Origin of the sequence: Roseovarius sp. MS2, assembly GCF_051447875.1 — a bacterium.
In the GTDB taxonomy this organism is placed as follows: Bacteria; Pseudomonadota; Alphaproteobacteria; order Rhodobacterales; family Rhodobacteraceae; genus Roseovarius; species Roseovarius mucosus_A.
On sequence record NZ_JBKHVF010000001.1, the window covers coordinates 2174924 to 2189713 of the forward strand.

7 protein-coding genes and 1 pseudogene are annotated in these 14790 nt (G+C 57.1%); 2 read left to right on the forward strand and 6 right to left on the reverse strand.

Features of this window, described 5'->3' with window-relative positions:
* Window positions 1-14: 14 nt before the first annotated feature.
* The gene (locus tag ACLGGT_RS10675; RefSeq protein ID WP_037298058.1) at window positions 15-641 is read right to left on the reverse strand and encodes a response regulator transcription factor; all 627 of its coding nucleotides are present in this window, start codon (window positions 639-641) and stop codon (window positions 15-17) included.
* A gap of 152 nt (window positions 642-793) precedes the next feature.
* Between ACLGGT_RS10675 and ACLGGT_RS10680 the strand changes: the two genes are divergently transcribed.
* Together ACLGGT_RS10680 and ACLGGT_RS10685 are read left to right on the forward strand one after the other, a co-directional pair.
* Window positions 794-1060, forward strand: coding sequence for a transposase (locus tag ACLGGT_RS10680; RefSeq protein ID WP_437195341.1), 267 nt, complete (start codon window positions 794-796; stop codon window positions 1058-1060).
* Window positions 1045-1983, forward strand: a pseudogene (locus tag ACLGGT_RS10685) (IS3 family transposase); the annotation flags it as partial. The gene ACLGGT_RS10680 and the pseudogene ACLGGT_RS10685, both read left to right, overlap by 16 nt.
* Window positions 1984-2124: 141 nt before the next feature.
* Here the strand turns inward: ACLGGT_RS10685 and ACLGGT_RS10690 are convergent.
* From ACLGGT_RS10690 to ACLGGT_RS10710, 5 genes are all read right to left on the reverse strand, one after another.
* Window positions 2125-3609 (reverse strand): sensor histidine kinase, encoded by a 1485-nt coding sequence (locus ACLGGT_RS10690; protein ID WP_437196034.1) that lies wholly within the window; start codon window positions 3607-3609, stop codon window positions 2125-2127.
* Window positions 3610-3706: 97 nt separating this feature from the next.
* Window positions 3707-5026 (reverse strand): HlyD family type I secretion periplasmic adaptor subunit, encoded by a 1320-nt coding sequence (locus tag ACLGGT_RS10695; RefSeq protein WP_437196036.1) that lies wholly within the window; start codon window positions 5024-5026, stop codon window positions 3707-3709.
* 23 nt (window positions 5027-5049) lie between these two features.
* Window positions 5050-5982 (reverse strand): hypothetical protein, encoded by a 933-nt coding sequence (locus ACLGGT_RS10700; RefSeq protein ID WP_437196038.1) that lies wholly within the window; start codon window positions 5980-5982, stop codon window positions 5050-5052.
* Complete coding sequence (locus ACLGGT_RS10705) at window positions 5979-7784, reverse strand: type I secretion system permease/ATPase (RefSeq protein ID WP_081507711.1); 1806 nt, start codon at window positions 7782-7784, stop codon at window positions 5979-5981. Before ACLGGT_RS10705 ends, ACLGGT_RS10700 begins: the two co-directional genes overlap by 4 nt.
* 75 nt (window positions 7785-7859) lie before the next feature.
* Window positions 7860-14654 (reverse strand): peroxidase family protein, encoded by a 6795-nt coding sequence (locus ACLGGT_RS10710; protein ID WP_437196039.1) that lies wholly within the window; start codon window positions 14652-14654, stop codon window positions 7860-7862.
* Between the last annotated feature and the right edge of the window lie 136 nt (window positions 14655-14790).

Below are 14790 nucleotides of genomic sequence, written 5' to 3' on the forward strand. Positions count from 1 at the left end.
AGACTAGAATGACCTCAGATTATACCGAGTTGTTTTGCTCTGACGGCGGCGCTTGCCCGATTGGTTGCACCCAATATCATGCAGATTTTCCGAACATAGGATTTAACGCTAACCTCTGACACTTGGATCATCCAGGCTATTTCCTTGTTCGTTTTGCCCTCTGCGATTTTACTTAGCACCAGCAAATCACGTTCCGTAAATGACTCCGTGCTTCCTTTGGCACTAGGCTCATTCTGAGATGCGCGAACAAAAACCTCGCCAGTGGACACGAGGCGTATGGCGCTTTCGAGAGATTTGAGCGGTAGGCTTTTAGGGATCAAGCCCATACACCCAAGCTCTAACGCCGCGTTAAGGTCATGGGGATTAGCGGTTCCGGAGAAAAGAACGACGGCTCCCGGCTCATTAAGCTTTATAATCGACGCAATGCTATCCATGCCCTTCATGTCTGGCATGACGAGATCAAGTAGCACGACGTCAATTGGCCCATTTTCTTTGATAAAACTTTCTGCCTCTTGGAAAGAGTTGCACAAGGCGACGTTGAAATCGCTTGAGCTTGATAAGAAGTTTGCGACTGCTTCTGACACTAGCTTGTGGTCATCGACCACTAGAATGGACAGCGTCGGCTCTTCCTGATTGTTCATCGTGTTCTCTTCTCGGTTTTCTAAACCTTCAGCTGACATCTTAGTCTGCTAAAGCATTTGGATGTGCCTCAACATCTTTAGGCTCATCTGACGTTGCCCCCTGCATCTAATCCAGTTTGAGATAGACTCTGGCCCAACCGAAAGGACCAGAGATGAAGCGCAGCAGATTTACCGAAGATCAGATCATTGGCATCCTGAAAGAGCATGAGGCGGGTATTTCCGTGGCCGATCTGTGCCGCAAGCACGGTGTCAGCGATGCAACTGTCTATAAATGGAAAGCCAAGTATGGCGGCATGGATGTCAGTGAGGCGAAGCGTCTGAAGGCGCTTGAGGATGAGAACGGGAAGCTGAAGAAGCTGCTCGCCGACGCCATGTTGGACAACTCGGCTCTGAAAGACTTGCTCGGAAAAAAATGGTGACGCCCGCCGCGAAGCGGCAAGCGGTCGCACATCTTGTGGAAGGCCACGGGATGAGCGAACGGCGGGCGTGTCGGGTCATCGGCTGCTGCAGGATGACGATGCGCTATGAGGCGATCCGGCAGGATGATCCCGCGCTGCGGGAGAGGCTGAAGGAACTGGCACGAGTTCGCCGCAGGTTCGGCTATCGGCGTCTGCATGTGTTTTTGCGGCGTGAGGGCCATGAGGTCAATCACAAGCGGCTGTTCCGCATCTACCGCGAAGAGCGGCTGCATGTGCGCCGTCGCGGTGGGCGCAAACGTGCCATGGGAACACGGGCCCCGATGGTGTTGCCGTTGATGCCGAACCAGCGCTGGTCGTTGGACTTCGTATCCGATCAACTGACGGATGGCCGCCGGTTCAGAATCCTAACCGTGGTCGATGACTGCACCCGCGAATGCCTCGCGCTCATCGCCGACACTTCGCTGTCCGGGGCCAGAGTGGCGCGTGAACTGGCGACGCTGTTCGAGGCCCGTGGAAAGCCCGGAACAGTGGTCAGCGACAATGGGACCGAGTTCACCTCGAACGCGATCCTGACGTTCGCCGATGACCGCAAGATCGACTGGCATTACATCGCGCCAGGCAAGCCGACCCAGAATGCCTTCATCGAAAGCTTCAACGGTCGACTACGCGATGAGCTGTTGAACGAGACCCTGTTTCCGTCCCTGAACCATGCTCGCGTCACGCTGGCCGCCTGGCGCAAGGACTACAACACCGAACGCCCCCATTCCCGCCTCGGCTGGCAAACGCCCGCCGAGTTCGCACAGACCTTCACCCCGCAACGGGGCCTGACGCTGCGCAATACGCAAAGCTCCGCGCCAGACCCCGTTGCCCAATCCGCCGAAAACGGCAAAACTCAAACCCGGAGTCTCGCTCACGCTGGATAAAAGTTGGGGGCAACGTCATAGGGGACAGCCACGGGCGGGACTATTTGATCCAGCCTAAGCTCGACGCAAGCACAGGATCACTCAGGGAGAGAACAACCCCAAACGCCCCGGCCCTCTAGAAATGACCTGTGCCGCTCTCGCTCAGGTGCCGCCTAGATCTGTCTCTGATGCGTCAGGTTCCAGGATCGGAGCCGTCACATGGACAAGCACTCCGCCATCAGTCTCTACAACTCGTAAAATGCCGCCGATCCCCTGCACACGTTTTTGCATTCCGATCATACCCACGCTGTAATGCGGGAATTTTCGTATTTCGGGCGCTTCATTCGCTACCTGACAGGCGCTTGGCGTGACGAGGTTGAAAACTTTGATATCGAACTGACGACTGCTGATAGACAGTGTCACCTTGCTGGCCGAACTGGTCCCATGTTTCCAGGCGTTGTTCAACGCCTCGTAGACAACGCGGTAAGCGACCACCAGTTGTGGCAACGGAAGATGACAATCGGTTGGAGATATTTCCAACTCGATCGTCATGTCCCAATCCTGTTTGACAGCTTCGACAGCCTTGCACACGGCTTCGCACAACGATGCATCCTCAAGTTCGGGCAAAATCAGACCGATGGAGATATTGCGCAATTCTTGAAGCGCTTTCTGAAAGAGGTGCTGGGCTTTTTCTTGAAGAGGGTTGTCCAGCCTCTCTATGTCCGCCTGCCCACGATAAAGAGCGGCAATGGACAGAAGCTGAATTGGCCCATCATGCAATTCTGCGCCGATATGGTTGAGGAGATGCTCATTGGCCTCAGAGGACCGGCGGCGAATATCTTCGGATTGCTTTAGCAATTCGCGATTTCTCTGTGCGAGATTTTCAGTGGCACGCATGCTGGCCAGCAGCTGATTTTCTTGGCGCTGGATATGCTTTTGAGCATAGAAGACCAAAGCGGCCAGAAGCAGCATGCCTAAAAACAACACGCCAAACCGCATCTGATCGATTTTCTTGAGTGTCGCCTGAATGCGCGACGCCAATAGGTCAGAGCTACAATAGGCCTCGAGAACGGCGATCAGCTTGCCATCCAGAGACAGCAGCGGCATGTATACCTCATAGACAAGGTCGCCACTGACGTTATTCGTGATGTTTTCGTGAAGTTCGGTATCGTTGGAGACAATAACGGTTTCGCCTTCCAGAACGCGCTGAACCGTGGGATCTAGCGTGTCGGCTGCGACATATTCTTGGTCCGAGTCGAACAGGAGCCGACCGTCTACACCCCAAAGCTTGATCTTGTTGATATAGCGCGGATTGAGATGCCGGGTGACGACATTCCGAAGCATCGTCTCCACCTCGTTCTCAAGATCACCGACAAGGGGCTGTTGGCCAAGCACCGGCAAGACAAGGCTTCTTGCCATTGCCTGTTCGACTTCGAGAGAGCTTTCAATGAGGCTTGTGGCTGCGATCTGTTTGATAGCCTTGTTCGAGATCGCCGAGATAAAGAGCACTGTAACCGCTACAAGGATCATGAACTGGGTCAGCAGGGAAAGACCGCTCCAAATATGGCGAAGGAATTGCCAAATTTTTGCAGGAAAGCCCTGACTAGAAAGAATGTCTGTTGTGTTTACCATGGTCCGGAAACTCATTACTCGTTTCTCCTTATCCCGAAGCCTATGGTAATCAACGAATTCCGTCACCAAGTTTCGTGCCGTGTCGTGAGGAGCAAAGAGCCTCCTCTTGGTGTCATTCTTCGGTCATTGCGCGGCGAAAACTGTCACGGATTGGTTGAAGGAAGAAGTCGGCCGGTGTTCGCGAGGCGGTTTTGACGTAGACCTCGACGGGCATCCCCGGCATGAGCGCCGTTCCTTCGGGCAAGGCGTCATTCTTGACGGGCAGGGCCTGGGCGAGAAAGTATTCCGCCCGGCTGTTTGGGTCCAACTGGCTGGCGGCGCCCACATGCGTGACAATGCCGAGAATCTCTGGCGTGGTCCGCTGATTAAAAGACAAGAATTTCAATCGTGCTTCTTGTCCGATGGTGATCTGGTCAATATCGGTTGGGCTGATCTGGAACTCGATCACCAAGTCGGCACCCTCCGGGACCAGTTTTACCACGGTTTCCCCGGGCGCAATGATCTGACCCACGGTGTTGACGGGCACCTCGTTCACGATTCCGGCCTCTGGCGCGCGGATCACACTACGAGACAAGCGCGTTTCCAGCGCGGTTATTTCCTGCCGCAGCTCCATGAGGCGTGGCTCGATCTCGCGCAGGCTGCGATGTGCTTCGAGCGCGGCCGTGCTTTGGATGCGGTCGATTTCCAGCGTGATCTCTTCAACTTGCGCGCTATTCTGCGCAATCAAAGAGGCGATCTCACTCTGTTCGCCCGCTAACCGGAGGGTTTCACTTTCGATCTGCATTAACTGGCTTGGCGCAAAAGAGCCGCGCTCGACCAGAGTGCGGGTACGCTCCAGCTCGACTTGTGCGAGAGAAAGCTGGCTACCAATTGAGGCTTGGCGCGACACCAGACCAGCCGTCTCGTGCTGCAGTCGTTCACGGCGAAGACCGAGCGCCGCCCGCGTGGTCGCGCGCTCTTGTTGCGATTGCCGCAACAGCAGTGCCTCGCTGGCGAACAGCTCTTGGGTCATGGCGTCTTGCGGTTCTGACCCGCTATCAATCATGATAAGACCATCGCGTTCAGCGGCAAATCGTGCAGCCTGCGCTGACATATCCGCAAGCTGCGCACGCCGTACGGCGATGGCAGTTTCCAATTCAACCGTATCAAGGCGCATCATGATGTCGCCCGCAGCAACGCGGTCCCCCGGCTTTACCAGGATTTCCGCAAGCATCCCACCTTCGAGGTGCTGTGCCAGCCGAAGCTCCCGATCCACCTTGATTGCGCCGCGTCCGATCACGGCCGAATTGAGTTGGGCGTAGACGGCCCAACCGCCAAAACCTCCGATAAGCGCGAGACCAAGAACGCCGGCCATCAGAAGTTGACGCACGACCCCGAATTCGTCTTGGGGGCTGCGACCTGTATCGTGTTCAAATGTCGATGCGAATGTCATGAGCGCAGGCTCCATTGCTGAAATTAGAGGAACAGGTCCGGGCCGCTGTCGGCCTGAGCGCTGGTGGTGGATTGGTGTGGATCAAAGTCATCCGAGCGGTAGCTCGCGTCCAGCGTGGCATCCTGTGCCAGCCCAGTGCGAACCAGAAAGGCCTCACGCGACGCGTCGTCGTTCAGAACGTTTATGAGCCGATTAAGAGGCGCGCCAATGTCTTGCGGAAGCTGCCCTAGATTGCTGCGAAACTCATCCAAGGTCAGGTCGCGCATAAGATCCCCGATGGCCAAGTCCGTGACACGGTCTACGGTGATATCGGGCCGGTCTTGCAGGGCAATGCCCAAATCCTGAAATAGCGTTGCAAGATCATAAGACTGCGCTGTGGCGGGTGGAGTTGGATCGTTCGTTGTGTTCGGCGGTGGCGCTGAGGTGTCTTGGTCTGTACCTCTCGGTGCCAGTGGTCCGGTATCAGTTGGCAGACCGGGTCCCGAAAAAGCATCACGTCCGCCGAATGGCGCCTGAGCATTTGGCACAAGGCCAGACATGTCGACAGTGAACGGATCAGCTTCAATGCTTCCGCCGCCTTGACGATCCAGCGATGCGCCACGACCAGTTTGCCCGGAGGCCCCGAATGTGGCCAGCGTGGGCAGATCGCCAATCGCATCCGACAAAGTATCTGCTGGGTCATTGCCATCGACACGCGCTGCGGTCGCGGTTTGTGCGGCTATGTCCTGCGCGCTCTCGGAACCGGGCGGCACAGCCGGATCCTCCAAAGCGGTGGCATCTTCGGCAGGCGAGGCTGAGAAAAGGGTCTTGAGATAAACGGCAAAGCCAATGAAAAGAATTGCAAGGCCGCGCACGCCAAACCCTTCGGTCTGATCTTTATCCTCAAAACTGGCCCGTGATGGCGCAGCCTCGGCATTCGAGGATGCATGGTGTGTTGTTCTGATGGCATGTGTCATGCGGGCACCGCTCCGGTCTTGCTGGCCTTGTGCTTGGCCAGATCGACCGCCGCTTGCGCTCGCACGTCACCAACGAGATCGGTGGGCGGTACGACCCGACCCGAATTGTTGCCCAACACCTCTTCCTTGGTGCCAAAGGCCACCAATTTCCCGTTTTGCACGACGGCCAGCATGTCAACAGCGGTCAATACATTCGGCCTGTGGGCTACGACAATAACGATCCCATTGCGGTCACGGATAGCCTTGATCGTATCGTTCAATGCCTTCTCGCCAGCAGCGTCCAACGAGGCGTTTGGCTCGTCTAGAATGACCACAAACGGATTGCCATAAAGCGCCCGCGCCAGACCGATCCGCTGCCGCTGTCCTGCCGATAGCGCGGTGCCGTGGCTGCCCACTTGCGTGTCATAGCCATCGGGCATGTCCACGATCATGCGATGCACACCACTGGTGGTAGCGGCTTCGTAGACAGCGGTCGTGTTTCTGTCTTCACTGAAGCGGTTGATGTTTTCAAGAATACTGCCGTCGAACAGGCTTACCTCTTGCGGCAGATAGCCGATCAAATCGCCCCGCTTATGGGGTGCGATTTGCGATAGGCTAACCCCGTCAAAGCGGACGTTGCCACGCAATGGCTGCCAAACACCGGATAAGGCGCGCAGCAACGTAGATTTTCCACCCCCGCTGGGCCCAACGATGGCGAGAGCCTGCCCCGCCTTCAACTCAAGGCTGACATCGGCCAAAAGGATGCGCCCGGTCGCGGGCGAGGCGACCGTCAAGCCTTCGATCGTCACGTTGTCAGTGGCGCGGGGAAAATCCATCAACTGCTTCTCTTCTTCGCCCAATGCGGAAAGCGTGTCACGCAGTTGAACATACGCGTGCCGCGCACCTGCGATGCCACGCCAGTTGCCGATGACTTGGTCAATGGGTGCCAAGGCGCGGGCAGAGGCAACAGAGACTGCGATTATTGCGCCAGCAGACAACTGTCCTTGAATTGTGAAATAGGCCCCCAGGCCAAGCAGAGCAGATTGCAATATCATCCGCAGAACCCGCGAAAAGGCGGAAATGGTCGATAAAATCTCGGAGTTGCGGGCCTGAATGGCCAGATGGTCATCATTCAGCCGGTTGAACCGCCCAACGGCACGCTCGACAATCCCCATTGCAATCATGGCATCCGCGTTGCGGGCATTAGATTCTGCCGCCGTGTTTCGCGCGATCATGGACCTCTGCGCCGCCTGTGCCAGATTGCGCGAACGCAGCTCGGCAATCACGGTCAAAAGGGTCAGAACCACAGCGCCACCCAAAGCGACAGAACCCAGAACCGGATGCAGAAGAAAGACAAAAATCAGGAAGATAGGCATCCAAGGCAGGTCGAACATCGCCGCGGGTGCCGGGCTGGCCAGAAAGTTGCGCAGGGTATCCACCTGTCGACCGCGTTCAAGCGCCTCAGTCGTCGAAAACCCGTAGCGTGGCATTTCAATGGCCAACTTGTGGGTCAGCGGCGCAAGGCGACGATCCATCCGCGCGCCCAACCTGACCATGATCTTGGATCGCAAGGCATCGAAAGCCCCATGAAAGAAGAACAGACCGATTGCCAGTACCGACAAGAACGCAAGGGTCTCTATCGAACCACTGGTCAGGGCGCGGTCGTAGACTTGCATCATGTAAACAGAACCGGTTAGGGCCAGAATGTTGATCACTCCAGAGATCATGAATATCCAAAGGCCGTAGGCCTTCAGGTCGCGCCCGATCATGTGCTTGGCCTTGAGCGTCTTGCGGATGTCGGATTGGGAACGTGGTTGTGCCATGGTCTGTCCTGCTCTGTGCGGAGAGAATGGGAAGGAGCCGACCCCCGTCGGTAGAACAGGGGTCGGCGAGCCGGATCAGAGATTGAAATCGTCTGCCGAAAGACTTTGAGAGTTGCGGACTTTGAGCGTGAAGTCGGCGCTGCCGTCATCATCGAGGTGACCCGCGATGTTTGTGACACCGTCTGACAGTTCACTCAGCACAAGACTTCCTGCGCCAATCGGATCCCCCTCGTTCATCAGCGTGAAGGATTGGTTGCCCAGTTGCCCTGTGACCGCGTCAATCCGAGACAGATCAATCCGATCGCCGGGAGCAAAGTCATGAATGAAGTCGCCATCCGCCGCCGATGCCGTGTCGAAGCGGAAGGTATCATTGCCCGCGCCGCCAGCCAGATTGTTTTCGGACTCGCCTGCGATAATGGTGTCGTTTCCGCTGCCACCGATCACATCCTCTATCGAGGAAATGCGATCAAAGGTGTTTCCGATACGGATAGAACCCAACGAGCTCAGGCTGTCCAGGGTAATCTCGGCCCTGGCGCTCAGGCCGGTGAGGTCGATGATATCCTGCCCCAAGCCCCCGAAAACAAAGTCTGTCGCGCCATCATGGTTGATCAGGAACGTATCGTTCCCATCGCCGCCGAAAAGCACATCAGACCCATTCCCGCCTTCGATGATATCATCCCCGCTTCCCGCGTCGACGACATCGTTTCCGTCACCGGCAAGGATCAGTTCGGCACCATCGGTCCCGGTGAGATCATCCGCTTCCGCCGTGCCGGAGACAAAGCTTGCTACGGATTCTGGTTGGGTGGGGTCTGTCGCTTCGTCATCCACCGTGTCGTGATTGTTTTCATCGTGATGGCTGTCGTGATCGTCGTCGTCGTCATCGTCATCATCGCCGTGCTCAACCTCACTTGCCGTCACGACCTGAGGAAGCGAGTCCGGTTCTCCGCTGAAGGTAATTGTCGATCCTTCCGCCGTTAGCGTCACAAGGCCTGTCAACTCGTCGAAACTTGCCGCATAGCTGGCCGGATCGACCCCGGCGGGTGCCTCAATGACGTCTTGCGCCCGCAGCGTGCCGACAACCATGTCATTGCCGCCCGCCGTGCGGAACAGGATGCGATGCGCCGAGTCCAGCCCCGTGATGTCGACAACGTCGTCGCCCGCGCCACCGTTTATCGTGATCGTGTTAAAAGAGAGGTTGGTCGGGCTGAAGTCACCAATGATGAGCACCTGATCATTGTCGCTGAAGAAACCACCGCCATTGGTGTTGATAACGATCTCTTCGATTTCTTGCAGTTCGGCAATGACGTTCCCATTAGCTGTCCCGTTGCGGGTGATGACGATCTCGGTTCCCGCCTCAAGGGGGCGAGCCCCGCCCAAGGCAACCCAAGCCGCTGCGGAATAGACACGATAGGTTTCCGCAAGATCCGTGCCGTTGACGACAAAAGTGTCGCCAATCAAGCTTTCCGTGCCGCCGTTTACCACATCGCGACCGTCGGCTCCCAAACCGAGAAATCCGTTGCCAGATGCATTCCACACGATCACATCATCGCCAGCCCCTGCATTGACCGTATCGTTTCCGCCACCCGCATCGATCAGATCGCCGCCCGAACCGCCGTTCAAGGTATTTGCACCACCAGTACCGTTGATCACGTCACCCACTACATCCGATGCCGCAGACACAACGATCGACACATTGCCGTTCAGGTCTGTCACCGTTGCAGCCACGCGCAGGATAGGTTGCGCGGCCGTCGCTGCCGCAGGTGGGGTGTAGCCAACCCCAGTAGCGCCAGGAATATCGGTCCATGTCGCCCCACCATCCAACGATGATTGCCATTGCACCGCGATACTCGCAATGCCGTCCGGGTCAGCGATGGCGGAAAGATCAACCGTGATCCCCTGAGTTTCGGTCGGGCTCTGATCCGACAGGACCGGCGCACCGGTCACAGGCGCATCGTTCAGCGCCGCCAGTTCAATGGCGATATCGCCATCAGCAAAGCGCAATACTTCGATATTGGTCAGCCGGTCGCTGCCTTCTTGTTCCAGCCGCCGTCCCGTCAGCGGATCAAGGCTCAGGTCGATTCCAGTAACGGGATCAATCAGTTCCGCGCTTGCCTGCAGATGTGTGACCGTATAGCTGCCGTCGCCGTTGTCAGTGACCTCGTAATTTTCGCGCAGGTCCCAATAGACCGCCGTGTCAATATCATCGGCTTGCCCACCATCAATGATCTCGCGGATGATAAACAACTGACCCGGTGTAAGCGTGCGGCTGAACATCAGCGACTCAACCGTCGCCCCCCCGAAAAGCAGGCTACCATCCAGACCAAACACCTGCGCCGTCATGCCCGCCGCCGTGGCGAACTCTGCGCCATTTTCGTCGCGCAAACCGATACGGACATTTAGATACCGATCGCCGTCCAGGATATCGTTGCCCGCCATGCCACGTATCAAGTCGGATCCACCGCCGCCCAGCAGAATGTCCTCGCCTGCCGCAGTGTTCAGAACCCCAACTTCAACTTCCTCGGTCGTTCCGTCGGGATGCCGGATCTCAAAGCGCTCAAGATGCGCCACCAATTCACGAAGCCCGTTGATCAGATCAACGTTCCGCTCCAACAGCGCGTTCGAGAAGCTGGCAATCGGCGCATCTGCATCTACTTGGGTCGCGTTGCCATTGGCGTCATAGGCCCCAACCACGACTTCGCGCCCCGTCAATGTGTCATCATAATTCCAACCCGACAGCCCCTCGACAAGGTCGTAACGGTCGCGAAGTATGTTGTTCTGCTGATTGACGAAAATCCCGACATTCATATCCGCATCGGCGGCATAGTTGTTGCCTTGGTAGCTGACCCAGTCAAATCCGGCCATGCCATTGTTGCGGTTGATGCCAATACCTTGCACCATGATGTCATCACCAGACTCTGCGTCGAAATCGGTGTCGTTTTCCCCCGAAAGCATAACGTCATGGCCAATCACTCGGCTGTTGAAGAAAAGCTCTGAGTTGTCGCCCGTCAGTGTGGTCATGAAACCTTGGGCTTCCATCCAGTCGTTGCCTTCATTGCCATAGACAACGCCGCCACCACCAGAGGCCGCACGGATGAAGTCGTTGCCCTCGCCGCCGAAGATGTCCTTGGCCTCGGAACCACCCGACAAGAAGTCGGACCCCGACCCGCCGAAGATCAGGTCAATGCCCATGCCGCCATTGATCACGTCATCGCCGCCTTCGCCCTTAAGGACGTCAGCATCACCGATATCAGTCCCACTATCGGTGATGATGTCATTGCCAGCGCCGCCATGAACATGATCCACGCCGAACCCACCTTCGATCCGGTCGTCACCATCGCCGCCCCAAATGCCATCGTCCCCTGCGCCGCCGACGATCGTATCATTCTCGTCAGTGCCGCCCAGAACCACATGCTCGCCCCCATGGAACTGGATAAAGTCGATATCGCCATCCCCGTCTGTATCGCGGCGGGTGACAAGAGATTGCGTGCCGGTGATGGCGGATAGAACATCTGCCTCCCGCGTCGGGTCAGCGTTCTCCAGCCCCTCGTTATACTGGCGGGACTGATCCATCTCGATGACGTAATCCGCTGTCTGAAAGGCTGCGCCGTTCACATGGAAACCCAAATCAGCAGTATTGGTGTTGCGCGCGATAAGGTCGGCGAAACTGTCACTTTCGAGCTGTGTCAGCAGGTTCATACCCTGCGTCCGGCTGAGATAGTAGAAACGATCACCCGCTTGCAGGTTCTCGATCTGCATCTCGAACACAAAGGAGAAGGTAGAGCCAAGCATCCCGCCGAATGGCATCAGGGCCTCGGCCAGACCGCCAATCCAGAAATCCACGCGGTTCAGGCCCGATTCCAGATCCGCCCAATCGCCGGTGCTGTTGAGATAATCCAGACGGTCTTCGGGTGCGCCATCCCCGCCAAACACGATTTCCCATGCGGCTTCGCGCTTTTCTTCTGTTGTGACAGCGGCCAAGACACTGGCATGGGTTCCGTAGGCGGCGATGAAATTCACGACCGATAGCGGGTTCTTTATATTGGCCGCGAAATCGGCCCAGCTTTCATAGGGACGCAAGAAAGTGTCATTGGTCGCCTCGAAGAACTGTCGCCGGGCCTCGTTCAGTGAGGGAATTCCGGTTTCCCGCGCCCGTGCGATGTTCAATGCTGCCAAATCCAGCGGCAGGCCGACAAGATTGTTGCGCAGCGCCGAAGTCATGAATTCGTCGATCTCATTGCCTGCCTGCGTGCTAATCCCGCGCAGAATTGCCCCAGCTGCGGCATGGGCATCAACCCCGGCTTCCGCAAACGCAATCGGGTTTAGGAACGCCTCAATCAGGCCCACCTCTTCGGGCGTTGCAACGCCTTCGGGGGACAACTGCATCAGCGGCACAGTTTCGTTCAGCATTGAGTGGCCGAAGCGGTAGACGACTTGCGCGAATTCCTCAAATATCGCCCCGTCCACTTCGACTGAATTCGAAAAGACGAAAGGATCGATCTGCGGCGTCACGCTGCGCACGAATTCTTCGAAGACCAGATGCTGATAAACCATCTCTGTTGAAAAGCGTGCCGCCTGAAACAGACGCTCGCCATCCCAGACCAATGATGCCGGATCAAAGCCCGCTTCGACAGGCACCAGCAGCCACTGGTTTAGAAATGCGATGTCGATCTCGCCTGTGGCCCCCTGAGAGAGCAGCGTCTCCTGAATCTCTTCTATCTGACGGTTATGCTCTCCGTGAAAAACCGTGTGGATCGAGGTTAGCGCGATATTCTCGTTCCCGCGTCCATCGCCGACGATGTAATGCGCATCCAGCAACTCGTTGTCATAAGTGGCGTTTTGGCCAAACTCATTCGGGATGATGGGATTTCCGGCAACATCATCGGCATCCGGGGTCTTTTGCGCGGTCTCGCCGGTGAAACGGTCTACGACAAAGGTTCCCGGCACTGCGTTATGCGCGATGTCATCCAAAAATGCGCGTCCTGCGGACAGACCGGACATGCCATCAATGGGACTGGCAAGATTGCCTTCGACTGGCCCATCCGCTGTCATCAGCTGGGGCAAGCCGTTTGCGCCACGCTCAAACTCGCCATACAGGTCGGTAACCAAAAGCGGCACGCTCACGGCATTCAGATCGCTCAGTTCGATCCCCAATAGGTCGCGCGCCTGCGATTTGACATCGGCCCATGTGGGCGGCCCGCCTGCCTCGCTCTCAAGCATCCGCCCGGTAGCTTGGGGGCGCCCGTCCACCATGGCGTATTCGCGCAAGAATACCTGATGCGATGGGTTTGACGTATAAAGCTGGTTCAGGTCGATCCAAGGTGTCGTCTGGTTGGCATGGTCACGGACATCATCCGCCGTACCGATCAGACCATCAGCGCCCGGGTCATTGGTGGCGCGGGTCAGCACCATGAAATTGGTGGGGCTGCCCTCGACATATAGCGGATCATCTGGGTGCAACTGGATGATGACATTTCCGTTGCCGCCTTTGCTGGTCAGGTCCAGACCGTGATCGAAGAACTGGCCAAAAATCGTCATAAAGCTATTGAAGGACGCAGTATCCCCAAGATCGGCGGCAATGTTGCGGATAAAGACGTTATCGCCGTCCATCTCGATCCCGTGGCTGGCAACCATATCCAGAACGGCCTGATCGGCGGCATCGGCGGCGGCGACAGCAGCAGCTGTCGCATCTGTGCCCGTGGGGATCGCGTCGCGCGCTGCAATGGCTTCGTCAAGTTCTGCCTGCGCCGCAGCGTCGACTGTTTCAGCTTCGGTTACTGCTGCTTGGGCTGCGTCAACATCGGCTTGGGCCGTTGCCAGCGCGTCATCGGCTCCGTCGAGCGTTGCTTGAAGCCCTGAAAGATTGGACAATTCCACGATCAGGGTCTGGTTTGCTGCGGTAAAGGCTGCGCTGGCGGCTGTGGCGACAGTGACTGCATCCTCATGCGTGTCCTCGGCCTGAAGGAACGCGATGTTTGCATCCGATGCAACTTCTCGCGCATCGAGATAGGCCTGAAGATTCTCGGGGCTTGGATCAGCACCATAGGCCGCCAACGCGCCCGCCTCGGCCTGTTGCGCCAAGGCGCGCTGCACCGTGGCGATATTGAGGGCCGTCAATGCGGTGGCTTCTGCTTCATCTGCGGCCAGGCTATCGGCCATTGCCGCATCAGAGGCTGCCCGCGCAGTATCGACAACAGCCTGTTGCGCGGTGATCGCTGCTTGCGCGTCTGCCTGAGCAGCCAGTGCCACTGTCAGCAGGCCCTCAGCCGTGTTGAGAGCCTCTTGCGCTGCTGCCAATGCTGATCCCGCGAGTGCTAATTCTGACTCTGCGTCGTCCACCTGTTGTTGGGCCGCATCATAAAGCGCTTGATAGGCCGCCTCGGCATCCTCAACCGCTGCGCGTGCATCTCGTGCCGCTTGTTGTGCGGCCATGATCTCCCGCACGATGTTCAACTGGGCCGCACCGGTGATCCCCAAAGACGCAAGCGCCCCGGCAATTGCGGCTGGGTTGTTCAGCGATTGATCTGCCACAAGGTTCGAAATGACGCGCGGCTGAGAGTCGTAGACCGTGCCATTCGCCTGATCATAGCTGGTTGGGGCCCCGTTGCGCGGGTTCGCTTCGGCTGCATTATAGACCGGGGTCAACAGACGGGTCATGACCTGATCGGATGCGCCGAAACGTTCCATGCCCGGCTGGAAATTGTTGAAACTTCCATCAACAGTACGCAGGCCATAGGGGATGAGCGGGCTGGATACCAATTGTGACAATGCAGCCCCTGGATCGACACCTTCAGCAATAAGACGGGAATGATCTTCTGCGATACGGATCTGCTCGAGAATATGGGCAAGATCGTTTGTATTTAGATGGACCATGGATAAATCTCCTGATTGAGGCCCTTCGGCCACGACGGTTGGCGCTAAAGCGATTTCCGAAAACGGCGACTTTTCGCCACTTTTTGAACACGAATTTGTGAGTTGATTGTTGTGGAGCGCACGAAGCGTTACGAAT

Coding starts and splice junctions, on each gene's coding strand:
- ACLGGT_RS10675 (WP_037298058.1), bottom strand. CDS start 641: ATGAACAATCAGGAAGAGCCGACGCTGTCCATTCTAGTGGTCGATGAC.
- ACLGGT_RS10680 (WP_437195341.1), top strand. CDS start 794: ATGAAGCGCAGCAGATTTACCGAAGATCAGATCATTGGCATCCTGAAA.
- ACLGGT_RS10690 (WP_437196034.1), bottom strand. CDS start 3,609: ATGAGTTTCCGGACCATGGTAAACACAACAGACATTCTTTCTAGTCAG.
- ACLGGT_RS10695 (WP_437196036.1), bottom strand. CDS start 5,026: ATGACATTCGCATCGACATTTGAACACGATACAGGTCGCAGCCCCCAA.
- ACLGGT_RS10700 (WP_437196038.1), bottom strand. CDS start 5,982: ATGACACATGCCATCAGAACAACACACCATGCATCCTCGAATGCCGAG.
- ACLGGT_RS10705 (WP_081507711.1), bottom strand. CDS start 7,784: ATGGCACAACCACGTTCCCAATCCGACATCCGCAAGACGCTCAAGGCC.
- ACLGGT_RS10710 (WP_437196039.1), bottom strand. CDS start 14,654: ATGGTCCATCTAAATACAAACGATCTTGCCCATATTCTCGAGCAGATC.